We start from the raw sequence: 22,089 nt of genomic DNA on the forward strand, positions 1-22,089 counted from the left end.
GATTCGTCGTCCTTCCTGCCTTGGCAGTCGTACGCGACCGCCAAGGCAGATTTTTTGGGTGCCGCCCCCGGGGCCGCCCTTGTGTCCTCCGCTTGCGAAGGCCTGGGTCTCGGGTTTGAGTGTTCAGTGCCTCTCCGGTGAGTGTTCAGTTTCCCTCCGGCACCAGGAGCTGCCATGTCGATGTCGTTCGGTTCCGCTTTCGGCTCGTCCGATCCGTTCAGCGATCTGCTGAGCCGGTTCTTCGGAATGTCGCCCGCGTCGTCGCCGCCGGCGGTCCAGCGGGTACCGATCGGCCGCCTCCTGACGCAGCCGGCGCACGATCTGCTCAACCGTGCCGCCCGGCGGGCGCTGGAGGACGGTACGTCGGACCTCGACACCGAGCACCTGCTGTGGGCCGCCGCCAAGGTCGACCCCGCGCGAAGCCTCCTGGCCCAGGCGGGAGTCGACCCCGACACGCTGGCGGACAAGATCGCCGAGGTGCTGCCCCGGGAGGCCGGCGAGACGCCGAGCGAGCCGAACCTGACCCCGGCCGCCAAGCGCATCCTCGCCGACGCGTACATCCAGTCCCAGGAGGCCGGCGTCTCCTACATCGGTCCCGAGCACATCCTCGGCGCCCTGGTGTCGGACCGTGACACCGACGCCAACCGTCTGCTGCGCGCGGACGGGGCGGACGTCAATCGGTTGCGCGGGGTGACGGAGCAGGCTGCTCGATCGGAGGGTGGTGCCATGGCTGACGGCAAGAAGGGAACGTCCACGCTGGACGAGTACGGGCGGGACCTCACCGAGGAGGCCAAGGCCGGCAAGCTCGACCCGGTCGTCGGTCGCGCCGGGGAGATCGAGGAGACCGTCGAGATCCTGTCCCGGCGCTCGAAGAACAACCCGGTGCTCGTCGGTGAGCCCGGCGTCGGCAAGACGGCCATCGTCGAGGGCCTCGCCCAGCGCATCGTAGCGGGCGACGTCCCCAACACCCTCAAGGACAAGCGGGTGGTGGCGCTGGACCTGTCGGCGATGATCGCCGGGTCCCAGTACCGCGGTCAGTTCGAGGAACGGCTGAAGAAGGTCATCGAGGACGTCAAGGAGTCCCACGGCGACATCATCCTGTTCATCGACGAACTCCACACCGTGGTCGGCGCCGGTGCCACCGGCGAGGGCTCGATGGACGCGGCGAACATGCTCAAGCCGGCGCTGGCGCGCGGTGAGTTGCACGTCGTGGGCGCGACGACGCTGGACGAGTACCGCAAGTACATCGAGAAGGACGCGGCGCTGGAGCGGCGGTTCCAGCCGGTGAAGGTGCCCGAGCCGAGCGTCGACGAGACCGTGGAGATCCTGGAGGGTCTGCGGGACGCGTACGAGGCGCATCACGGCGTCCGCTTCACCGACGGCGCGCTCGCCGCGGCCGCCGAGCTCTCCGACCGGTACATCAGCGACCGCTTCCTGCCCGACAAGGCCATCGACCTCATGGACCAGGCCGGTGCCCGCGTACGCCTGCGCGCCGCCAGCCCCTCCCCCGAACTGACCGACCGCGAGGAACACATCGCGCGCCTGCGCCGCGAGCTCAACCAGGCTGTCGCGTCCGAGGACTTCGGCAAGGCGTCCGAGCTGAAGAAGGACATCGCGAAGGCCGAGAGCGAGCTCGAAGGCATCGAGGAGGAGCGCGAAGGTGTGGTGACCGTCGACGCGAAGGACATCGCCGACGTCGTCTCGCGCCGCACGGGTATCCCCGTCTCGCAGCTGACGGAGAGCGAGAAGGAGAAGCTCCTCAACCTCGAAGAGGACATGCACACCCGCGTGGTCGGCCAGAACGAGGCGATCGCGGCCGTCTCCCAGGCGGTACGCCGTAACCGCTCCGGCATGGGCGACCCCGACCGGCCCGTCGGCTCGTTCCTCTTCCTCGGCCCCACCGGTGTCGGCAAGACCGAGGTCGCCAAGACCATCGCGGACAAGCTGTTCGGCAGCGAGGACAAGCTGGTCCGCTTCGACATGAGCGAGTTCCAGGAGAAGCACACCGTCGCCCGGCTGGTCGGCGCCCCTCCCGGGTACGTCGGCTACGAGGAGGCCGGGCAGCTCACCGAGAAGGTGCGCCGGAACCCGTACTGCGTCGTCCTGTTCGACGAGATCGAGAAGGCGCACCCCGACGTCTTCAACGCACTCCTCCAGGTGCTCGACGACGGCATCCTCACCGACGCCCAGGGCCGCACGGTCAACTTCCGGCACTGCGTCATCATCATGACGTCCAACATCGGCGCCCAGCTGATCATCGACCACGAGGGCGATGTCTTCGAGATCAAGGGCGAGTTGATGGACCTGCTGCGGGGCTTCTTCCGCCCCGAGTTCCTCAACCGCATCGACGACATCATCATCTTCAACGGCCTCACCGAGAAGGACCTGGAGCAGATCCTCGACCTCCTCCTGGCCAAGACCAGGAAGCGCCTGGAGACCCAGGGGCTCAGCTTCGAGATCACCGAGCCGGCCAAGAAGCTCCTGATCGAGCAGGGTTACCAGCCCGAGTTCGGCGCGCGTCCGCTGCGCCGGACCATCCAGACCGAGCTGGACAACCGCATCGCCACGCTCCTGCTGAGCGGCGACGCCGAGCCCGGTGAGACCGTCATCGCCGACGTCCGCGACGACAAGCTGCACGTCACCGTCCGCGGCAAGGAGTCCCACCACGAGAAGAAGGGCCACGGCGAGTCGGAGAAGTCCGACAAGGGCGGGACCAGGGCGAAGAAGACCGCCGAGAAGTCCGCTCCGGACGACAACAAGAAGAAGCCGCCGCGGAAGTCGGCCAAGTCGAACGGCGACGATGGCTCCTGACGGCGGCACCGGCACACACACGTGGCTCCCGGCCCTCACCCGAGGGACCGGGAGCCACGTCGTGTTACGCGTGGTTCTCTGCGAGCACGAGCGTCCTGGCCCTCGTCAGCCCTTGCCGTCTCCGTCGCCGTCGCCGTCGCCGAGCGAGACGACCACGGCCGTCGACTGCCCCTCGGGCGTGGTGTAGCTGACGGTCTCCCCCGCGCGGCGGCCGAGCAGCGCCCTCCCGAGCGGGCTGTCGGCGGTGACCAGGTCGGGGTCCGACGCCTCGGCGATCTCGCCGATCTCGATCGTGGACTGCGTGCCGTCGAAGAACCGTACGGTCACGGTGCTGCCCATGCCGACCACGTCGGTGGGCGGCGGGCCAGAGCGGTCGGCCCCCTGGAGCCGCACGGTGACCTCGGAGATGCGCTGGTCGAGGCGGCCGAGCTCGGTGGCGCGCTCCAGCTCGTCGGCCTGGTCGGCCCGGGTGCCGGGCTCGTCCGTGTCCTTGAGGGTCTTGGCGACCGCGTCCCGTTCGGTGCGCAGGTCGGCGAGTTCCCGTTCGAGCGCGCGACGGGCGTCGGCGCCGATCGGTCCCGGATCAGTGGTCATGGCTGCTCCCGTCGTGACGGCCGGAGAGTACACAAGCGATCATTCACCACCGTAACAGGGCAATTCACCCTCGGTGCGTCGGAGGAGTACGGGGCGGGCCGGAGCCGCCCGGCGAACGGTGGGGGCGGGCCGTTCGCCGGGCGGGACCGGGGTCAGGGGCAGAGCCGGGGGTCCCCCCGACGCCAGCCACGCCGTGTTCAGCGCACCGGCGAGGCCCGATCCTGGGGACCGGGATGGAGCCGGAGGCCATCTCGGCCTACCAGCAGGTCGTCGGCGGTGCGTTCCTGGCGGTGGTCGTGGTGGCCCAGACGTGGCTGGGCCACCGGCGCCGGGTGGGGTGAGGGCCGGGCGTCAGCCGCGGGGCGTACGGGAGGAGGCGGCGTTGGTGCGGAGCGTGCCGACCGTCCTCAGGAGGCGGTCGGCCGGTTCGCGCAGCCGGGGGTGGGCGAGCACCGTGTTGCGCAGACCGCGGACCGGCCGGCGCCACAGGCGGTGCGCGGCCGCCATCGGATGGGGGCGCGCGGCGAACCCCTCCCCCACACGCAGCTCACGGGTCTTGAGCCACTCCTTGTACTCCTTGTCCCCGCGCCCCAGGTCGAGGAGTGTCACCCCGCTGCGGGCCGCCCCCTCGGTCAGCCTGAGGTGCATCAGCAACCCGGGTGAGTAGTAGTGGAGTTCGGGGTCGTACGCGGTGAACCAGGCGGCGAGCACCGTGCTCGATCGCGGGCCGAAGCGGGCGGCCACGGGCCGGTCCCCGGCGTAGAGCACGGACAGGACGCCGGTGAAGTGCTCCTCCTGGAGGCGGAACAGATGGTCCACCAGATCGACGATCCAGGGGCGGGAGAACCGGTCCATCCGCCCCGTCCTGCGGTACTGGGCGGACTTCCACCGCATGAGCCGGCGCAGCATGCGCGGGTCGCGCTCGTCGAAGACGAACCGCACCTCGCCGACGTCCCGCCCGATGCGGCGCTCCTTCTTCAGCGTGGTCTTGCCGAGTCCGGGGTACGCACCACGCAGCCACTCGGCGTAGGTGCCGTCCGCGGGCTTCACGTCGATCACCGGTGAGGCGAAGGTTCCGGTGACGTGGGCGCCGAACGGCCGCTGCTCCTCGACGAGATGATCGAACTCGAAGATGGACAGCCCACAGGCGTGCAGGAGTTCACCGGCGTCCCAGGTGAACCCGGGCCGGTGGACGAGCGCCTGGCAGTCGGACAGTCCGAGGCCGATGGCCCGGCCGACGCCCAGGGTGCCCCGTTCGTAGGGGAAGAAGCCGACCGGTTCGCCTCTCTCGTGCAGGACCGCCACCCGCGCCCCGCGGCGGTGCCTGCCGATGCCGATCGCGAACTCCGGCGCCAGAAAGGGGTTGGCGTACTCGGATGACTCGTCCATCGCCCGGTGCCAGGCCCCAAGCTGCGCCGCGGTCAGTTCGCCGGGTCTGTGGACGGTGATGTCCGCCTTCGTGCGTGGACCCTCGTTCATGGATCGCATGGGCGACCGCTCCCCTCGAGGACGCCTGGCCGCGTCCTGCACCACTTCGGTCCGGCTCGTCGTTCCGTGAGGGGTCAAACGTCGCGAAACAGTACGCACGCTGTCAAGAGTTCCGGAGGGAGCGGGAGGGCAGCCAGGCACGCGTACCGAACTCGGCGCAGGACCGCGACGCCACCTCGGTCGCCCGGGCGAGCGCCGCGGTGAAGGCGGCGGTGTCGGCGCGCGGGGCCCGCGCCCAGTGGTGGGCGAACGCCCCGTGCAGCGCGTCACCGGCGCCGAGGGTGTCCACCACTTTCGTCGGCGGCACGTCGACAACTCCCTTGCCGCCAGGGCCCGACCACAGCAGGGGTTCTCCGCCACGGCTGACGGCCGCCCAGGTCACTCCGCGATCGTGCAGGTACGTCAGCACGTCCTCGGGGGTCCGCGTCCCGGGCGGGTGGAAGTCGGCCGAGCAGACGGCTACGTCGACGGCGGGGAGCAGCTTGTCGGTGCCGTCCTTCCAGCTGCCGCCGTCCAGCAGGGTGGGGCGGCCGATCGCTCGGGCCAACTCGGCGGTTGCGAGCGCCAGTTCCCGGTGGTGGCCGTCCAGCTCCACGATGTCGCAGGCGGCCACGAGGGCGTCGAGGCCGTCCGGCGGGGCGAGTTGGTGGCGCCCGGCGTTGGTGGAGGCGACCGCGCGCCGGCCGGTCGCGGCCGTCACGAGGATCGAGGAGACGGCGGGCGGCTCGGTCACACCGGCCGCCAGGTCCGTCACCGTCACGCCCAGGCCCTCCAGATCGGCCCGGGCGCTCAGCCCCAGCGGGTGACGGCCGATGCCGGTGAGGAGCGTCGCCCGGCCGCCCAGGGCGCTGAAGACGGCGGCCGCGTTGGCGGCGGGACCGCCCGCGGCCACGACCTGGTCATGAGCGGTCAGCTTCTCGTCGTACTCCGGTACGTGGTCCACCAACTGGATGACGTCCAGGGTGCACAGGCCGACGAACAGGCCCCGAGGCCCCTGGGAGCCCTGAAACCCCTGAGGGCGTTCCTCCGCCACCGGTCGCACGCGCCAGTACCCCCTTGGCCACGGTCGGTTCTTCAGTGTACGGCGGTGGCCGTCGGTGCGGGCCGGTGTCAGGAACGCAGGCCGTCGAAGCCGATGTCGAGGTGACGCGGGCCGCGCAGGACGGCGTTCTGCCGGTAGGGCGGCGGGTCCTCGATCAGGCGCGGGTTCTCCAGGCGGCGGGCCAGGGCGGCGAGGGCGATCTGCGCCTCCAGCCGGGCCAGCGGGGCGCCGAAGCAGCTGTGGATGCCGCTGCCGAAGCCGAGGTGCTGGATGTCCCCGCGGTCCGGGTCGAACCGGTCGGGGTCGGTGAAGCGCTCCGGGTCCCGGTTGCCCGCGGCGAGGACGAGCCAGATGCGCGAGCCCTTGGGGATGGTGACGCCGCGCACCTCGATGTCAGCGATGCAGGTGCGCTGCGGCACGAGCTGCACCGGGGGCTCGTAACGCAGCAGTTCCTCCACGATGCCGACGGCCAGCTCCGGGTCCTCACGCAGCCGCTCCAGGATCTCGGGGTGACGCAGGAGCGTGAGCATGCCGTTGGTGATGAGGTTGACCGTCGTCTCGTGTCCGGCGACGAGCAGCAGGACGGCGGTGCTGAGGGCCTCCATCATCGTCATGGCGCCGTCCGCGCCGTGGGCGGTCACCAGGTCGGACAGCATGTCGTCGCGGGGTTCCCTGACGCGCTGCTCGATCAGTCCGGCGAGGTACATGCCGAGCTCCATCCGCGCCTGCTGCACCTGCTGCGCGAAGTCGGGGCCGGCCGCCTCCCGCGTCTCAGGGTCAAGGCCCGCGACGATCGGGTCCACCCAGGCGCGGAAGCGCGGCTCGTCCTCGCGGGGCACGCCGAGCAGCCGGCAGATGACGGTCACCGGGAAGGGGTAGGCGAACTGGTCGACCAGGTCGATCTCCCGCGCGTCCCCGAATCCGTCGATCAACTCCTCAACCAGCGCGTCGAGTTCGCCGCGCATGGACTCGATGCGTCGCGGGGAGTGGGGCGGCCCGAAGGAGGTGTTGGCGATGCGGCGCAGCCGGTCGTGCTCGGGCGGGTCGAGCCGGATGAAGCTCGGCGGCAGCCCGCCCGACTCGTCGGCGGGCAGTTCGTCCTCCCCCGCCGCCGCGAGGTTGACCGCGTCGGAGCTGATCCGCGGGTCGTGGAGGAGGCCCTCGATGTCCCAGTACCGGCTGATGACGTACGGCCCGTCCTCGTCCTCGTGGAGCACGGGTGTCCGGCGCAGCTCCTCGTAGAGCGGGTAGGGGTCGGCCCGGTTGGCGAAGTCGGTGATCCGGCCGACGAGCGAGTCTTGCGTCATGGGAGGTCCTTGTCAGTGGCGCGCCGGGGTGAAGACCATGCGGCGGTCGGCCGGTGAGTACCCGGTGAGGGTGACGGTCGGGCCGTGCGTCGGCAGGGAGGGATCGGGGAAGTCCGACGGCATGGGCTGGGCGCCCTCGGGGCGGCGGTCCACCGTCGGGTACTCCACCGGGAAGGGCGCGCCCCGCTCGATCTCCCGGGCGTAGAACTCCAGCCAGCGGGCGTTGTCGAAGCTGACGGCGGCGATGATCCGGCCCTGGTAGCCGTAGACGGCGACGAAGCGGCGCTCGGCGAGCGAGCCCTGCGTGATCATGAGCTGGTCGCCCATGGACGGTACGCCGACCGACTTGATGTTGACCCCGAACTGCGCGGACCAGAAGGCGGGCACGTACAGGTGCGGGCGCCGCTCGGAGCTGGGGCTGATCATGTTGTGGGCGGCCGTCCGCGCCTGGGCGACGGCGTTGCCCCAGTGTTCGAGGGAGAGGAACTGGTAGCCGAACAGGGCGTTGGGGGAACGGGCGACGTCGCCCGCGACGAAGATGTCGTCGGTGACGATGCCGCTGATGTCGAAGGCGCGGCAGCCGGCGTCGCAGGCGATGCCCCGCGGTCCCGCGCCGAGTCCGGATCCGGTCAGCCACTCGGTGTTGCGCAGCGAGCCGAGCGAGACGACCACGAGGTCGGTCTCGACGACGCTCTCGTCGGAGAGGTGGGCGGCGCGCACCCGGCCCGCCGCGTCGCCCTCCAGGGCGGTGACCGTGACGCCGGTGCGCAGGTCCACCCCGTTGTCGCGGTGCATCCCGGCGGAGACGGCGCCGACCACCCCGCCGACGGCGCCCACCAGCGGGGCGCCCGCGCGTTCCGCCACGGTGACCTCCAGGCCCCTCTCCCGGCAGGCGGAGGCGACCTCGGAGCCCGCGAACCCGGCGCCGATGACGAGCACGCGGCGCGGCCTGGCTTCCAGGTGCCGGTACAGGGCGGCCGCGTCGTCGCGGGTGCGGAGCACGAACACGCCGTCCAGTTCGGCCTCCGCCTGCTTCGGCCAGGGCCGGGCGCGGACGCCGGTGGCGATGAGGAGGCGGTCGTACTCGACCTCGTCGCCGTCGGCCAGCCGTACCCGCTTGGCCGTCATGTCGAGGCCGCTCGCCGGGACGCCCAGGCGCCACTTGGCGTCGATGTCGCGGGTGCGGGGCAGTTCGGTGTGGTTCGCCGACGCCTTGCCGAGCAGGACCGCCTTGGACAGCGGCGGCCGGTCGTAGGGCTCGTACTGCTCGTCACCGATCAGGGTGAGGGAGCCCTCGAAGTCCTCGGCGCGCAGGGTCTCGGCGGCGGTGAGGCCCGCGAGCGAGGCGCCCACGATCACGATCCGGCCCTCGCGGCGGAGCCGGTCCACGTGGTCAGTGTCCATGGAAGCTCTCCTGCGCGCGGCGAAGGCCCTCGCGGGCGCGGGCGGAGGACTCGGGGGGCGAGCCGCCCGGTCCGTCGAGTCCCTCGACCGTGATCGCCTGTACGGGGCAGGCGGCGACGGCGCGGGCGACCGCCTCGCGGTGTTCGTCCGCGGCCCGTGGGTTGTAGACGAGGGCCTCGTCGCCGTGCATGGTGAAGACGTCCGGCGCGAGGAACGCGCACTGGGCGTATCCCTGGCATCTGTTGAGATCGACGACAACCCTCATCGACGCTCCGCCCTTTCGGCGGCCAGGTCCGTGCTGCGCCACGTCTTCGAGGGGCACCCCGGACGGCGGTCATCTTCCCCTGGCCAGCATGCGAGCGGCGGTGGTGGCGCCGCGCGCGGGAGCCCGCCGATGGAGTGAGCCGGCAGTCCGTGTCGCCGGTCAGCGCACCTCGGCGAGGCCGGCCCCGCGTCGGCCGCCCACGACGAGGATGCAGCCGCTGATCACCAGTGCCCAGCCCGGGAACGCCAGCTCGGCCCAGGGGACGTGCGAGGAGACGCCCCGTCGGCTGCATGGGCGGCTCGTTTCCTCTCCGGCGGCGCCTGCCGGCACCTGGCACCAGCAAGCCGCCGCGACGAGAGCGCCGCCACCGGGAGGCGGCCGAACGGCACACTCCCGCAAGGGGTCGGACCTGGTCAGTCGGCGATCTGTGTGATCCGCCAGAGGCGGCGCGGGAGGGCGCCCTCCTCGAAGGCGTGGACGTCGACGAGGTCCCAGCCCTCGGCGAGGGCGTCGACCAGGGTGCGCGGGAAGAAGTGGACGGCGAAGCCCCCGTGTTCGTACGTGTCGTCGCCGTGTGCGATGCCGTCGCCGTAGTGGGCGTCGCCGGTGTGCCGCACGGTGTAGACGAAGGCGCCGCCGGGACGCAGCACGCGCCGGACCTCGCGCACGAGGGCGTGTATCTCCTCCGTCGACAGGGCCATGCACAGCAGCATGTGCGCGAAGACCGCGTCGACCGAGGCGTCGGCCGCGGGGAGCGGGTCGCGGACGTCGTGCACCGTGGTCGTGACCCGCTCGGCCGGTGACTCGGCGCGGGCGGCGGCGTCGAGCTGGTCCAGGCCGGCCCGGCTGAAGTCGGTGGCCCGCACGGTGAAGCCCTCGCGGGCGAAGTACAGCGCGTCCCGTCCGTGCCCGGCCCCCAGCTCCAGCACGTCCTTGGCCCCGACCCGCCGGAACACGTCGGCGGCGTGCACCGCGGGCGCGGAAGGCCGCTCGCCGTACATGCCGGGATGCGTGGTGTACGTGCTCTGCCAGTGATCGTGCTGCCCCGCCGCGAGGCTCCGGCTCCGACCGCCGTCCCGGACCTGCATGACGCCCTTACCCGCTCCTCTTGAGCGCTCCCGCACGTGGGACGGGCTCCGGAATGATTGTCTCATTCGGCGGAACGGGCAGGGCCGACGGCCCGTGGGACCCATATCGGATACGTCCGTAAATAGCCGGTATGTTCCGCTTGGGGCACGCTGGATGCCATGAGGCGGCGGCAGGGCTCGGGTGGGTGGCAGCAGCCGGGGCGGTCCGGTCGCGCACTGCTGTTGCTGCCGATCGCGCTCATCGTGGCGATCACGGTGGTGGACATCCGCTTCCCCGAGGACATCCACCTGGGGCCCGCGCTCGTCATCGCGCCCGCGCTCACCGCCTCGTTCGCCGGGCCCCGGACGACCGCGGCGATCGGCGCGCTGACGGTGGGGGCGCAGGCGGTCATCGCCGCGCTGCACGGCGGACTGGGCACCCCCAACCACATCGTGCAGCTGGTCACCCTCACCCTCCTCTCGGCGCTGATCGTGGTCTACTGCGCGGTCCGCGACCGCCACCGCGCGCAGCTGGACCAGGTCAGATCGGTCGCCGAGGCCGCCCAGCAGGTCCTTCATGGCACCGCTGCCCGAACGCATCGGCCCGCTGCGGACCGCCTCCCTGTACCTGGCCGCGGAGGACGAGGCCCAGATCGGCGGCGATCTCTACGCGGCCGCGCGAGCGGACAGCACCGTACGCGTGCTGATCGGCGACGTACGCGGCAAGGGACTGCCCGCCGTCGGCGAGGCCGCGCTGCTGCTCGGCGCCTTCCGGGAGGGCGTCCACCGGCACACCTCGCTGCCGGACCTGGCCGCCACGCTGGAGCAGAGCGTGACCCGGTACGCCGCCGACTCCGAGCCGCCCGAGGAGGCCGGTGAACGGTTCGCCACCGCCCTGCTCGCCGAGATACCCGACGGCGCCCCGGTCGTCCGGATGACCAGCTGCGGCCATCCCCCGCCCCTGCTGCTGCGCCCGGGGCACTCGGTCAGCGTCGCCGACCTGCATCCCTCGCCGCCGCTCGGGGTGCACGGGACCCTGTCGGCAGACCACACCCTGGACGTGGTCGCCTTCGAGCCCGGCGACACCGTGCTGCTGTACACGGACGGTGTCGCCGAGGCCCGCGACACCGAGGGGCGCTTCTATCCGCTCGCCGAGCGCGTCGCCCAGTGGAGCGGCGCGAGCCCCGAGGCGCTCATGCACCACATCCGGCGCGATCTCCTCGCGTACTGCGGCGGCCGACTGGACGACGACGCCGCCCTCGTGGCCCTGCACCGCGCCCCCACCGCCCACCGGCGCTCGCACGGGCGGCGGATCCGGGACGGCGACCGCCAGGTTGTCGCGGACGAGTTGGATGGCGTGACCCAGGAACGGCAGCGAACCGGCGGCCCTGGGTATGAGGGGAGGCGCCATGAACATCACGAGGGTCCTGCTCCCTTCACGAATGATCAAAACGCCCTGACACTTCCCATCCATTCCGCCACACCCATCCAGCCACTTCTGTGGCCCGCACCACGTGATCTCCGGCGCCCAGGAGGCGGTTCCGTACGGCAGGGTGGGTAGGTGCACGTCCCGTACGGCATGAGGAGGAACCGCCCGTGACCAGCCGCGTCACCCTGGTGTCGCCCGCCATGAACGCGTCGCTGCGCGAGGCGCGGTTCGACGACGGCGCCCCGCTGGACGCGCGCGGTGCGGCGGCGGCCCGCGCGGCCGCGGGAACCCTGCGGGCGGCCCGCCGGGTGCTGGTCGCGCCGACCGTGCGCTGCCGGGAGACGGCGTCGGCGCTCGGGCTCGGCGAGGCCGCGGAACAAGGGCAGTTGGGGGGACTGGACATGGGGCGCTGGCGCGGTCGCACGCTCGACGAGGTCGCCGGCGCCGAACCCGAGGCGCTCGCCGTGTGGTTGGCCGATCCGGAGGCCGCGCCGCATGGAGGGGAGCCGGTCAGTGCCCTGTGCGCGCGGGCGGGGCTCTGGCTGGAGAGGGTGCGGGAGTGCGAGGGCGGGGTCCTCGCGGTGGTGGAGCCGGAGTTCGTACGGGCCGCGGTCGTGCACGCGCTCGGTGCGCCCGAGACCGCGTTCTGGCGGCTGGACGTGGCGCCGTTGACGGCGACCGTCCTCAGCGGACGCGCGGGACGCTGGAACGTACGGCTCGGGCAGGCGCCCGACGAACGGTGAAGGGCCCACGGGATGATCCCGTGGGCCCTTCACTCGCGCTCGAACTGTGCGCTCGCGCGGCTGCGTTGATCAGCTCGGTACCGGAGCGGCCGGCCCCGCCGGGGCGGCTGCCGGTCGCGGGGCGAGCAGACGCTGGGCCAACTCACCGAAGAGCAGACCGAATCCGGACCACATCGTGACCTGGACGGCGAGCGCCGAGAGACGGAACCGCCACAGCAGCGTCGCCGAGAAGTCCTTCGGCACCTCGTCGACGGCGGGCAGGAAGGCGTACGCCAGCCCGATCGCCACGACGAAGAAGCCAACGGCGGCCACGGCGGCGTACCAGGTGCCGAGGCGGGGTGCCAGCCGCTTGCCGAGGATCACGGCGGCGACGGCCAGCAGCACGCCCAGCAGCATCATCAGGAAGTACAAGGCCGTGCGCCTGCCGATGGTGTCGGCGTCACCGACGGACGGCGGGTTGGCCGGGTACTTCAGGAACGGGACGACGTACACCGCGAGCAGCGCCGCGCCGGACAGCAGCAGCGCGGTCGCCCGCGGGGTGAGGCGACCGACGCGGCCGAGCGCGAAGCAGAAGGCGAGGGCGGCGATGCCGCCGAACGCCACCCCGTAGACCAGCACCCCGGTGGCGAGGCCCGCGGTGGACTGCAGGGAACGGGAGACGAGTTCGGCCTCGTGGCCGTGCACGTGGCCGTGCGCGGCGTGGGCTTCCTCGTAGCCGATGGCGTCGTCGACGCCGGGTTCCCCGAGGAAGTAGGCGACGAGCAGGGCGGGCAGGCCGGCACCGAGGCCGGCCAGCATGCCCCGCACGAGGAGGTTTCTGACGGTTGCGGAGTTCATGGGGGTGCGGCGTCCCTGTCGTCAGTGGCAGGGGAAGCCGAGCAGATGGCGTCCGTCGTGGAGCCACTCGTGGATGTCCTCGCCGGACACGGCGGAGGTGGCGCCCTGCTCGGCGCCGACGAAGTACAGCAGGACCAGCATCAGGATGCCGAAGAAGACCGCCCAGGGGACGATCGCGCCGATCGGCAGCTTGGCGGGAAGGGCGGGGGCAGTGGTAGTCGGCTGGGCGACGTGCTGCGCCATGGCAGACCTCCTCGGGAGTTCGCGTCCCATCTCGGTGGTGCACAGGACGAGGGCTGCGGGTCTGACTCACGGGCGCCCCGGCCGCGAGGGCCGGTGCTACCGCTCACAGTGGCGCGACCGTGCCGGATTCTCACCGGCTTCCGCCATACCGTCGTCGATAACGTGGTCGACCGTATCGTGTGCCGGGGGGCGCGGCCAAGACCGGGCGGTCCCGCGTGACCGTCGTCTCACGGCCTTCAACTGCCGTGACGTACAACGGTTCCGGGGTTGTCATCACGGTCTTCAGCGCTCAACCTGTTACGGGAGGGGAGCATGACGAAACGGGAGGCCGGAGTGAACACCGTGTGGTCGCGGATGCTGTGGGAGCGGTACGAGCCGGTGCACGACCTGATCTACTTCACTCCCGAGGCGCGGCAGGCCACCGACGAACTCGGTCTGCGCGGCTACTGGATGGGGTACTTCGCGATGCGCGCGGCCCCGCTCGGCGCGGCGTCGCCGGCCGTGGTCACCAGCAGCTTCTACACCTTCCACCCCGACCAGGTGGCCCGGGCGCTGCCCGACGCGTGGGACCGCGCGGCTCCCGCCGACGTCCTCCTGGCGCGTGAGCGGGCCATGGACGCCGCGATGACGCGGCTGTTCGGGAAGGACACCGTCACCTCTCCGGAGGTGGCCGAGGCGGCGGACCTGGCCTGGGAGGCGGCGCAGGCCGCGGACACCGTGGGCCGGGTGCTCGGCGCCGCGAACCAGGCCCTGCCTCGTCCGGACCAGCCGCACGTACGGCTGTGGCAGGCGCTGACCACGCTGCGCGAGCACCGCGGCGACGGGCACTTCGCGGTCCTGGTGAGTCACGGTCTGGGGCCGGTGGCGGCGATGGTGCTGAAGGCGGCGTCCGGCGAGAGTGACGCGGCGTTCCTGCGGGAGATCCGGCAGTGGGACCTGTCGGCGTGGCAGGCGGCCGAGGCCGAGCTGCTGGACCGCGGATGGCTCGGCGAGGACGGGAAGTTGACGCCGCTCGGCGAGGACGGGCGGGCTGCCGTGGAGGGACAGACCGACACCGCCGCCGAACTCCCGTGGACCGCGCTGGGCCCGGAGGCCTCCGCCCGTCTCGCCCACCTCCTCGAACCGCTGGCCAGGACGGTGCAGGAGTCCGGGATGCTGCCGGCCACCAACCCGGTGGGGCTGAGCGGCACGAAGCGCTGACCGGCGGCCCCGTACCCTGGTGGACGTGGTGAACCGCGACGAGAGTCCGGGCGCGGCGGCGTCCCGGCTCACCGGACGACCGGCGACGCACACGCGCCCGCTGTCCGGGACGCTGGCCCAAGTCGCCCTCGACAGCGGCCCGGTGGTGGTCAAGCGCGCCGACGCCGCTCGTGCCGTTCCGGCCGAGGTGGCCGGGCTGCGCTGGCTGGCCGACGCCGGTGCGGTCCGCGTCCCGGCCGTGCTCGGCCACGACGAGCGGTGGATGGTCGTGGACCACGTACCGAGGGGGCGGCCCGACGCCCGGGTGGCCGTCCGGTTCGGCCATGAGCTGGCCGCTCTGCACGCCGCCGGGGCGCCCGCGTTCGGTGCCGCGCCGCCCGGCGGTCCGAAGGACGCGTACATCGGGCTCGCGCCGATGCGCAATGTCCCCGGCGCCGACTGGCCGCGCTGGTACGCCGAGCACCGGGTGCTCCCCTATCTGCGCCGCGCGGTCGACGACGGCACGCTGGAGCGCCGCGAGGCGGCCGTGGTCGAGCGGGTCTGCGAGCGGCTGCCCGAGCTGGCCGGTCCCGCCGAGCCGCCCGCCCGGCTACACGGCGACCTGTGGAACGGCAACGTGCTGTGGGGCGCCGACGGCCAGGTGCGGCTCATCGACCCGGCCGCGCACGGCGGCCACCGGGAGACCGACCTGGCGATGCTGCACCTCTTCGGCTGCCCCCACCTCGACCGGGTGCTGGACGGCTACCGGGAGGCGGCGCCCCTGGCCGACGGCTGGCAGGACCGCGTCGGCCTGCACCAGCTGTTCCCGCTGCTGGTGCACGCGGTGCTGTTCGGCCGCGGGTACGCGGAGCAGGCCGTCGCGGCGGCCGGGCGCGCCCTCGCACCCGGGTGAGCCGCCCGGCTACGCCCCCTCGTCCGGAGCGTTCGTCCGCCCGGACTTGATGTAGCGGGCCAGGTTGAGGTGGTCGCCGTGCTCCTCGCGCAGGCCCTCCGCCCACAGCACGCTCTGCGTGCCCTCGTGCTTGACCATGCCGGGGCTCACCCCGATCCGGAAGCCGCCGGGCAGCGGCTTGCCGTCCCGGTAGGGCAGGAAGTCGAGCGGGGTCGGGCCGTCGGAGGCGTACACCGCGCAGTCGGAGAGGACCGCGACCGGGTACTGGCCGATCGCGCGGGCCGTGTTGAGCATCTTGCGGTGCATGTTGACGCGCGCCTTGGAGATGACGGCGGCGCGGATGTCGGGCCGCCACGTCGCGCGCTCCAGCGCCGGCCAGCGCTCCCCCGGCCGCCATCCGGTGCGGGCCCGCTCACGCAGCTTGCCGATGCCGCCCTTGACGGTGGCCTTGATCGCGGCGAGCACGAGCGCGAGCTGCGGGTCGCGCGCCTGGTGGCCGTCCATCGCGGCGAGGAACTCCTCGGGCTTCATACCGGTGCTCACCCCGAGGTCGCCCATGGTGGCGATGTACGCGTCCCGCAGCCGCGTGTACCAGGCGTCGAGGTACGCCCCGTGCTCGGGACGGACGTACGCCTCCAACGGCGCCACCTCGAAGCCGAGTTCGACGGCGTACGCCACGGTCGGCGTCGCGTACCAGGCGGGGCCCTCGGGCGGCTCGCCGTCCGGGGTGAACGGACTCGGCAGGCGCGGGTCCAGCCGGATGTGCGTGAGGTCGACCAGCCAGGAGCCGGGCATGGCGGCGTCGAAGGCGGGGCCCTGGACGTGGACCGGCGCGCCGAGGCCGACCACCGTGCGGTTGGCGGCGGCGGCGAAGGCCATGTTGACGTCGATGCCGACGAGGTACGGCTTCATGCACTCGTCGTCGCTCATCGGCCGGGCCCAGTCGTACGCCTCCTCGCGCAGCACCTCGTCCGGAGTGCGCTGGTGGAAGCGCGGCAGGTGGGCGAGGAGGGGGTGGCCGTCGGGCGCCTCGCAGGGGGCGCAGTCGACGGCCTCGGTCAGGGAGCCCGGGTTGGGGGCGGACACCCACTGCCCCTGGTCGTCCTTGACGGCACGGGTCGGCGGGTGCAGCGCGGTCATCAGCTCCAGGCCGGTGACGGCGGTGGAGCCGCGCGGGGTGAGCACGCGGGTGGCGTACGTGCCGAGGACGCGGGCGAGTTCGGCCGGCGGCAGGTCGGCGGCGTCGCCCCAGTACCGGGTGTCGAGCGCGTGCCAGGACGGCAGGCAGAGCTGGACGCAGCTGCGCCGGCCGCCCTGCGCGGGCCGGTAGACGCGCGCCCACGGCCCGAAACCGCGCCGGGTGAGCTGCCATTCGGCCTTCTTCAGCTGCCGGACCACCTTGTGGGAGTCCGGGATCCGGCCCGCGAGCCGCTCCTCGTCACTGAGTCGCGTGGGCAGGCCGTACCGCTCACAGGCGGCCGCGGTCAGCACGACGAGCGGGTCCGCGTCCTTGCCCGAGCGGTGCAGCCGGGCCTGACCCAGCCGCGCCTCGGACAGGGTCCACTCCACGAGCGCCGGCAGCGACTTCGCGGGCACGTCGAGGACGAGCCCGCAGACGCAGTACGCGGTGACCTCGCCGTCGGCCGCGTCGACCACGGCGAGGGGGCCGTGGGCGAAGCGGTCGTCGAGGGGGTCGGTGGCGGAGGCAGCGGAGGCGCGGCGGGCGGGCGCGGGGGCGCGGCGGGCCTCGGGGGCAGTGCGGACCTCGGGGGCAGTGCGGACCTCGGGGGCAGTGCGGACCTCGGGGGCAGTGCGGACCTCGGGGGCGGTGCGGACCTCGGGGGCGGTGCGGGGGGCGTCGTCGTCTCCGCCCTCGGCCGGCGCGGACGCAGGGGGGTCAGGCGCCTCGGGAGCCACCGGTGCCACGGGGGTCACGGCCACCTCGGGGGCCACGGGCACCTCGGAGGCCACCGACGCCACGGGGGTCACGGCCACCTCGGAGGCCACCGACGCCACGGGGGTCACGGCCACCTCGGAGGCCACGGTCACCTCGGAGGCCACGGTCACCTCGGCGGCCACCGGTGCCACGGGAGTCACGCTCCCGGCCTCCCCGCGCGGCGCCGGATAGCGCCGGGCCAGGCCCTCCAGCAGTCTGCGGTACGCCTCCAGGCGCTCGCCCTTGGGCTCGGCGCGGCCGGCCTCCCAGGCCTGGATGCTCGGGACCCGGACCCCGAGGGCCTGGGCGACGGCGGCCTGGGTCAGCCCGGCCGCCTCACGGAGCCTGCACCGCTCCTCGGGGGTGGGCAGCACGCTGCCGTCGTCGACGGCGGCGAGCAGGGAGTCGACTGCCGCGAACAGTCCGTCAGGCTGATCCGTCATGTCCGCTTCCGTCCCTCTCCCTGGCCGTCGCCCTGCCCCTGCCCGCCCCGCGGGCGGACGCCCTGGCGGATCTCCTCCAGCCGGGTCGTCAGCCGCTGGTGGCGCTGCGAGGCGGCCTGGGAGGAGTTCAGGCCCTGGTGCAGGGCGATCCGCCGCCAGTCCATGCCGCGCCGCCGTGCCTCCATGACCACCCGGCTCTCCAGGCGGTCGAGTTGGAGGCGCAGTTCCTCGAAGAGGCTGAGCGCGGCGCCGACGTCCTCCGCCGACAGCTCCGCCTCTCGCTCCGCCGCCGCCAGGAGCCGGCCGAGCAGCTGGGCGTCCCGCGCGACCTGATGCGCGGGAGCGGAGTCCGCGGCCGCGGGCTCGGTCAGGACGGCCAGCCGGCGGCGTGCGTCGTCGTGGGCGTCATGGGACATGCGGGCATGCTATCCCAGCGCCCCAACGGAACAACGTTTCGTTGTCCCGTCGGTCGTCCCGCCGGTCCGCGCCAGGGTGCGCTCCGAGACCCCCTCCCGAAGATTGGGGCAAGGGATCACACAGCGTAAGGAACCCAACCGTGCGTTCGGTTCGTATAAGTGCATGGAACCCGACACAGGGAGAGACCATGCAACCGTTCACGCTCAACTATGCGCGGCCGGCCGTGGAGTCGGAGGAGAACCCTCCCTATGTGTACGACTCCGGACTCCAGTTGAACGTGCTCCCCGACGGCCGGATAGCCGCCACGGACCACGACGTACTGAAAGCCGTGGGCACGACGACCTCCACGGCGGGCTCCAAGACGCACTTCGACGACTGAGCGCGGCGCCGACGATGACCGTGCTCATCCTGACCTGTGAAGAGGACGTGACCGCGGACATGGTGGTCCTGCGCCTCGACGAGGCCGGCGTGCCCGTGGTCCGGCTCGACCCCGCCGATCTCACCGGTGGGGTCGCCCTGTCCGTCGAGTACGGGGTGCGGGGCGTCAGCCGCGGGCATCTGGCCGTCGCGGGCCGTCTGGTGAGCATGGACGGCCTGCGCTCCGTGTGGGTGCGCAGGCCGGGCGTCGCCGCGTCCCGGGCCGCGCAGCCGTCCGCATGGCTGACCGAGGAGTCCGCCCAGGCGCTGTACGGAATGCTGCGCGGCACGGGCGCGCGCTGGATGAACCACCCCGACGCCGCCCGGCGCGCGCGTCACAAGCCCTGGCAGCTGCGGCTCGCCCAGCTCTGCGGGCTGCCCGTGCCGCCGACCCTGATCACGACCTTTCCGCAGGCCGCCCGGGACTTCGCGGAGCGGTTCCCGGATCTGGTGGTCAAGGCGGTCTCCGGGGCTCATCCTCAGAACCCGCCGCGGGCGGTGCCGACCAGCCGGGTCGCGCCGGGCACCGACTTCACGGCCGTGACGTTCGGCCCGACACTCTTCCAACGGCGGATCGACAAGCGGGCCGACATCCGGCTGACGGCCGTGGGCGACCGATTGATGGCGGCTCGCAAGGAGGTAGCGGCGGACGCGGACCCGGACCACGTGGACGTCCGCTTCGCCCCGTCCCTGGCGCCCTGGCTTCCCGTGGACGTGCCCCCACGGATGGCGACGGCCGTCCACACCTATCTGAGGGAGGCCGAACTCGCCTACGGTGCCTTCGACTTCGCCGAGGACGCGGACGGGATCTGGTGGTTCCTGGAGTGCAATCAGTCGGGTCAGTTCGGGTTCGTGGAACTGGACACGGGCCAGCCGATCGCGCTTGCGATCGCGCAGTGGCTGGCGTACGAGGGGACGAGCGCGGGGAACGGCTCCGAGCCCTCGATGGGGTGATGAGACGCCGGGCGCATGATCACGCACCCGACGACGTCACACCGCGCGGAACGCCACGCCTCAGGGAAGCTCGGGACGGCGCTGCTGCTGCCAGTCCGGCCTCGCTTGAGGCGGCGGACTGTGCGGAGCGGAGCTGTGGCCGTACGACTGAAGCGGCATCATGGCCACCTCCAGCTCTCTGCGCACTCGGTCTGCCTCTCTCCGCACTCCTGCGGGTACATCGCCACGTTCCGCGACAAGCCGGTCGTAAATGGGGGAATCCTGGAACACCCGTCAATGCGCCTTTCCGAACAACGGCCCATGGTCATGGGCACGGTTGACGAGTGTAAGGAGGGGCCGGGGGCCAGGTCGCACTTCCCCCGTTGCCCTTGACACCGGCCCCTCGACGGGACCCGGCGCCCGGTCGACCTCAGTCACCCAGTGCACGGACCAGCTCCTTCGTGGCTCGGGCGATCTCGGCGCTCTCGCCCACCGCGAGCCGGCAGACGAGGGCCCGGCGGGACTGTACGGCCTCGCGGGCCGCCCGCTCCCACACCACGTGGTTCTCACGGTGGTTGAGCAGTTTGGGATAGACGGCCGCCGTGTCCTCCCACTGCCGGGCCGCCGCGATGCTGCCCAGCAGCTCGATGATCTGGGCGCGGCAGGTGACGCGGGGCGACTGGGCCAGCTCCCACAGGAAGGGGACGGTGGCGGCGGTGGCCTGTTCGACGATGAAGCCGTACTGGCAGATACGTTCCCGCAGCTCGGCCAGAGCCCTTCGGGCCGCGTGCTCGTCACCCCAGGCGATGGTGTGGAGCAGCAAGGGGATGCCCTCCGCCGACCCCGTGGAGTCCTTGAACTCGTGCCACGGCACCTGTCCCACGGAGCTCAGCGGCGGACCTCCGGCGGCCATGAGCCGCACGGTGGCACGTTCCGTCCGTGGCGTGCCGGACTGCTTCGTCCGATGCGCAAGCGACGACACGACATCTCCCTGAGTAGACGTCAGGTGGTGACGCCAGCAACTGGGTTGACGTCACCGCTATTATCCACGCCGTCAGCACTCTCATGCAATTGCACGGGAAATTGCGCGAGAATGGGGCATGCGACAAACATCCGCGCGAGGCGGCAGGCGCGGCCCGCGGGACGCCGGTTCCGTGTGCGCGGGAACGAGAACGAGCAAGGAGGCTGCGGTGTCACCGATGGCGAACGGAGTGCGGGCCAGCTCGCTGGACGCCCGCTGGATCAAGAGCCGGCACAGCAACGCCGAGGGCAACTGTGTGGAGGTGGCGACCCTGGTGGACGGGGCCGTCGCGCTGCGCAACTCGCGCGACCCCGACGGTCCCGCGCTGGTCTACGCGTCGGCGGAGGTGGCCGCGTTCCTGGCGGCGGCGAAGGGCGGCGAGTTCGACCACTTGCTCTAGAGCGACCGGAACGGGACGCCGGCAGGAGCCCGGAGCCGGCGGAGCGTGCTCCGCCCCTGCTGAAGCTGGCTGAACCCGCACGATCCACTCATGCGGCCTAAACACCAACACCGCATGCATGTGGGAGAGATGGGCACCGAACGCCCCTGTGCGATAACCTGGCGGTCAATTCCACCGGTCTGCTGGGAGCCAGGATGTCAGTCGAGTCCCATCGCGTCTCCCGCCTCGAACCTTACCTGGACCGTCCCGAGCCCGCGCCGACTTTGCTGAAGATGCTGGTCGGCGTGCAGCTCGCGGGCTTGCGCGAGGACGCCGGACTCGCGCAGGACCAGGCGGCGAAGGCGCTCGGCTTCAGCGCGGCGAAGCTCTCGCGGATCGAGTCCGGCAAGGGCCGCCGGCCCCCGGCCGAGAGCGACGTCCGTGCGCTGCTGGAGCTGTACGGCACGCAGGCGTACGAGTCCTCGGTCCTGCTCAAGCTCCTGAAGCGAGCCGGTGAGCCCGGCTGGTGGCAGCGCTACGACAAGCGGCTGATGCCCGAGTGGTTCGACCGGCTCGTGGGACTCCAGGAGGCGGCCGCCTCGATCCGTACGTTCGAGATCCAGTACGTACCGGGCCTGCTCCAGACCCCCGACTACACCCGCGCCGTGGTGAAGCGGGGCCTGCCGATCGCGCCCGAGAGCGAGGTGCGCCGACGCGTCGAACTGCGCAACCGGCGGGCCGATCTGCTGAAGCGTCCGGACGCACCCCAGCTGTGGGCGATCATCGACGAATCGGTCCTGCTGCGGGTCCTCGGCGGACCCGACGTGATGCGCGCGCAGCTCGAGTACCTGCTGGAGATGGCGGGGAAGTCCCACGTCACGCTCCAGATCGTCCCGCTGGACGTGACCAACGCGTCGGCTCCCGCGATCCCCATCACGTATCTGCGTTTCGGCGGGCTGGATCTGCCGGACGTGGTCTATCTGGAGCACATCCGCAGCGCCAACTTCCTCGAGGACCAGGACGAGACCGAGGAGTACCGCCTGGCCCTCGACCGACTGGCCGACGAGGCCCTGCAGCCCCGCCAGTCGGTGGAACTGCTGCGCCGCATCATGGAGGAGCGCTACCCGGCTGCCTGAGGCAGGGGATGCGCTGCGTCTCTCCGGGCGTCGTGTCACACGGCGGGCGGGCGTCGGCCGGTTTTCGGGTCGGGCCTCGTCTCGT

22 protein-coding genes, 1 pseudogene and 1 riboswitch are annotated in these 22,089 nt (G+C 72.2%); of the genes and pseudogenes, 9 read left to right on the forward strand and 14 right to left on the reverse strand.

The window, feature by feature from the left end; all coding sequences use genetic code 11:
- Window positions 1–174: 174 nt before the first annotated feature.
- Window positions 175–2,811: an ATP-dependent Clp protease ATP-binding subunit gene (locus QFZ74_RS00830; RefSeq protein WP_307618840.1), complete on the forward strand. Its 2,637-nt coding sequence runs from the start codon at window positions 175–177 to the stop codon at window positions 2,809–2,811.
- Between the two features lie 105 nt (window positions 2,812–2,916).
- Here QFZ74_RS00830 and QFZ74_RS00835 read toward each other — a convergent pair whose 3' ends face one another.
- The 8 genes from QFZ74_RS00835 to QFZ74_RS00870 all read right to left on the reverse strand — a co-directional run bounded on the left by QFZ74_RS00835 (window position 2,917) and on the right by QFZ74_RS00870 (window position 9,999).
- On the reverse strand, window positions 2,917–3,405 hold the full coding sequence (locus QFZ74_RS00835) for a GreA/GreB family elongation factor (RefSeq protein WP_307618841.1): 489 nt from the start codon (window positions 3,403–3,405) through the stop codon (window positions 2,917–2,919).
- A gap of 351 nt (window positions 3,406–3,756) precedes the next feature.
- Window positions 3,757–4,893: a GNAT family N-acetyltransferase gene (locus QFZ74_RS00840; protein ID WP_307618842.1), complete on the reverse strand. Its 1,137-nt coding sequence runs from the start codon at window positions 4,891–4,893 to the stop codon at window positions 3,757–3,759.
- Between the two features lie 103 nt (window positions 4,894–4,996).
- Window positions 4,997–5,935 (reverse strand): PfkB family carbohydrate kinase, encoded by a 939-nt coding sequence (locus tag QFZ74_RS00845; protein WP_307618843.1) that lies wholly within the window; start codon window positions 5,933–5,935, stop codon window positions 4,997–4,999.
- A gap of 68 nt (window positions 5,936–6,003) precedes the next feature.
- Complete coding sequence (locus tag QFZ74_RS00850) at window positions 6,004–7,242, reverse strand: cytochrome P450 (protein WP_307618844.1); 1,239 nt, start codon at window positions 7,240–7,242, stop codon at window positions 6,004–6,006.
- 12 nt (window positions 7,243–7,254) lie between these two features.
- The gene (locus QFZ74_RS00855) at window positions 7,255–8,646 is read right to left on the reverse strand and encodes an NAD(P)/FAD-dependent oxidoreductase (protein ID WP_307618845.1); all 1,392 of its coding nucleotides are present in this window, start codon (window positions 8,644–8,646) and stop codon (window positions 7,255–7,257) included.
- Window positions 8,636–8,911 (reverse strand): ferredoxin, encoded by a 276-nt coding sequence (locus tag QFZ74_RS00860; RefSeq protein ID WP_307618846.1) that lies wholly within the window; start codon window positions 8,909–8,911, stop codon window positions 8,636–8,638. The genes QFZ74_RS00855 and QFZ74_RS00860 overlap by 11 nt, the downstream gene beginning before the upstream one ends.
- 159 nt (window positions 8,912–9,070) lie before the next feature.
- Window positions 9,071–9,241: a hypothetical protein gene (locus QFZ74_RS00865; protein WP_307618847.1), complete on the reverse strand. Its 171-nt coding sequence runs from the start codon at window positions 9,239–9,241 to the stop codon at window positions 9,071–9,073.
- A gap of 83 nt (window positions 9,242–9,324) precedes the next feature.
- The gene (locus QFZ74_RS00870; RefSeq protein WP_307618848.1) at window positions 9,325–9,999 is read right to left on the reverse strand and encodes a class I SAM-dependent methyltransferase; all 675 of its coding nucleotides are present in this window, start codon (window positions 9,997–9,999) and stop codon (window positions 9,325–9,327) included.
- A gap of 159 nt (window positions 10,000–10,158) precedes the next feature.
- Between QFZ74_RS00870 and QFZ74_RS00875 the strand changes: the two are divergent.
- Together QFZ74_RS00875 and QFZ74_RS00880 are read left to right on the forward strand one after the other, a co-directional pair.
- A pseudogene (locus tag QFZ74_RS00875) lies at window positions 10,159–11,269 on the forward strand (PP2C family protein-serine/threonine phosphatase); the annotation flags it as partial.
- A gap of 305 nt (window positions 11,270–11,574) precedes the next feature.
- Window positions 11,575–12,150: a histidine phosphatase family protein gene (locus QFZ74_RS00880; protein ID WP_307618849.1), complete on the forward strand. Its 576-nt coding sequence runs from the start codon at window positions 11,575–11,577 to the stop codon at window positions 12,148–12,150.
- A 69-nt stretch (window positions 12,151–12,219) separates the two neighbouring features.
- On the opposite strand, the gene QFZ74_RS00885 is transcribed toward QFZ74_RS00880, so the two are convergent.
- Entirely contained in the window at window positions 12,220–12,987 is a 768-nt protein-coding gene (locus QFZ74_RS00885) for a CbtA family protein (RefSeq protein WP_307618850.1), read from the reverse strand.
- Window positions 12,988–13,008: 21 nt separating this feature from the next.
- Window positions 13,009–13,230, reverse strand: coding sequence for a CbtB-domain containing protein (locus QFZ74_RS00890; protein ID WP_307618851.1), 222 nt, complete (start codon window positions 13,228–13,230; stop codon window positions 13,009–13,011).
- A 59-nt stretch (window positions 13,231–13,289) separates the two neighbouring features.
- Window positions 13,290–13,372, reverse strand: a riboswitch (cobalamin riboswitch).
- Window positions 13,373–13,542: 170 nt separating this feature from the next.
- On the opposite strand from QFZ74_RS00890, the gene QFZ74_RS00895 reads away from it, so the two are divergent.
- On the forward strand, window positions 13,543–14,430 hold the full coding sequence (locus QFZ74_RS00895; protein ID WP_307618852.1) for a hypothetical protein: 888 nt from the start codon (window positions 13,543–13,545) through the stop codon (window positions 14,428–14,430).
- A gap of 25 nt (window positions 14,431–14,455) precedes the next feature.
- Window positions 14,456–15,322, forward strand: a complete 867-nt coding sequence (locus tag QFZ74_RS00900; protein ID WP_307618853.1) for a fructosamine kinase family protein — start codon at window positions 14,456–14,458, stop codon at window positions 15,320–15,322.
- Window positions 15,323–15,331: 9 nt separating this feature from the next.
- On the opposite strand, the gene QFZ74_RS00905 is transcribed toward QFZ74_RS00900, so the two are convergent.
- Together QFZ74_RS00905 and QFZ74_RS00910 are read right to left on the reverse strand one after the other, a co-directional pair.
- Complete coding sequence (locus tag QFZ74_RS00905) at window positions 15,332–17,701, reverse strand: helix-turn-helix transcriptional regulator (protein WP_307618854.1); 2,370 nt, start codon at window positions 17,699–17,701, stop codon at window positions 15,332–15,334.
- Entirely contained in the window at window positions 17,698–18,117 is a 420-nt protein-coding gene (locus tag QFZ74_RS00910; protein ID WP_307618855.1) for a hypothetical protein, read from the reverse strand. Before QFZ74_RS00910 ends, QFZ74_RS00905 begins: the two co-directional genes overlap by 4 nt.
- Before the next feature lie 188 nt (window positions 18,118–18,305).
- Here QFZ74_RS00910 and tgmA point away from each other — a divergent pair, with 188 nt between their 5' ends.
- The gene (tgmA, locus tag QFZ74_RS00915) at window positions 18,306–18,497 is read left to right on the forward strand and encodes a putative ATP-grasp-modified RiPP (protein ID WP_307618856.1); all 192 of its coding nucleotides are present in this window, start codon (window positions 18,306–18,308) and stop codon (window positions 18,495–18,497) included.
- Between the two features lie 14 nt (window positions 18,498–18,511).
- Window positions 18,512–19,489 (forward strand): ATP-grasp ribosomal peptide maturase, encoded by a 978-nt coding sequence (gene tgmB, locus QFZ74_RS00920; protein ID WP_307618857.1) that lies wholly within the window; start codon window positions 18,512–18,514, stop codon window positions 19,487–19,489.
- A 60-nt stretch (window positions 19,490–19,549) separates the two neighbouring features.
- Here tgmB and QFZ74_RS00925 read toward each other — a convergent pair whose 3' ends face one another.
- Window positions 19,550–19,759, reverse strand: coding sequence for a hypothetical protein (locus QFZ74_RS00925; RefSeq protein ID WP_307618858.1), 210 nt, complete (start codon window positions 19,757–19,759; stop codon window positions 19,550–19,552).
- Window positions 19,760–19,898: 139 nt separating this feature from the next.
- The gene (locus QFZ74_RS00930; protein ID WP_307618859.1) at window positions 19,899–20,381 is read right to left on the reverse strand and encodes a hypothetical protein; all 483 of its coding nucleotides are present in this window, start codon (window positions 20,379–20,381) and stop codon (window positions 19,899–19,901) included.
- A gap of 286 nt (window positions 20,382–20,667) precedes the next feature.
- Here QFZ74_RS00930 and QFZ74_RS00935 point away from each other — a divergent pair, with 286 nt between their 5' ends.
- Both QFZ74_RS00935 and QFZ74_RS00940 read left to right on the forward strand, forming a co-directional pair.
- Window positions 20,668–20,889: a DUF397 domain-containing protein gene (locus QFZ74_RS00935; protein WP_307618860.1), complete on the forward strand. Its 222-nt coding sequence runs from the start codon at window positions 20,668–20,670 to the stop codon at window positions 20,887–20,889.
- A gap of 194 nt (window positions 20,890–21,083) precedes the next feature.
- Window positions 21,084–22,004, forward strand: a complete 921-nt coding sequence (locus tag QFZ74_RS00940) for a helix-turn-helix transcriptional regulator (RefSeq protein WP_307618861.1) — start codon at window positions 21,084–21,086, stop codon at window positions 22,002–22,004.
- Window positions 22,005–22,089: the final 85 nt, after the last annotated feature.

Origin of the sequence: Streptomyces sp. V3I7, assembly GCF_030817495.1 — a bacterium.
GTDB lineage: Bacteria > Actinomycetota > Actinomycetes > Streptomycetales > Streptomycetaceae > Streptomyces.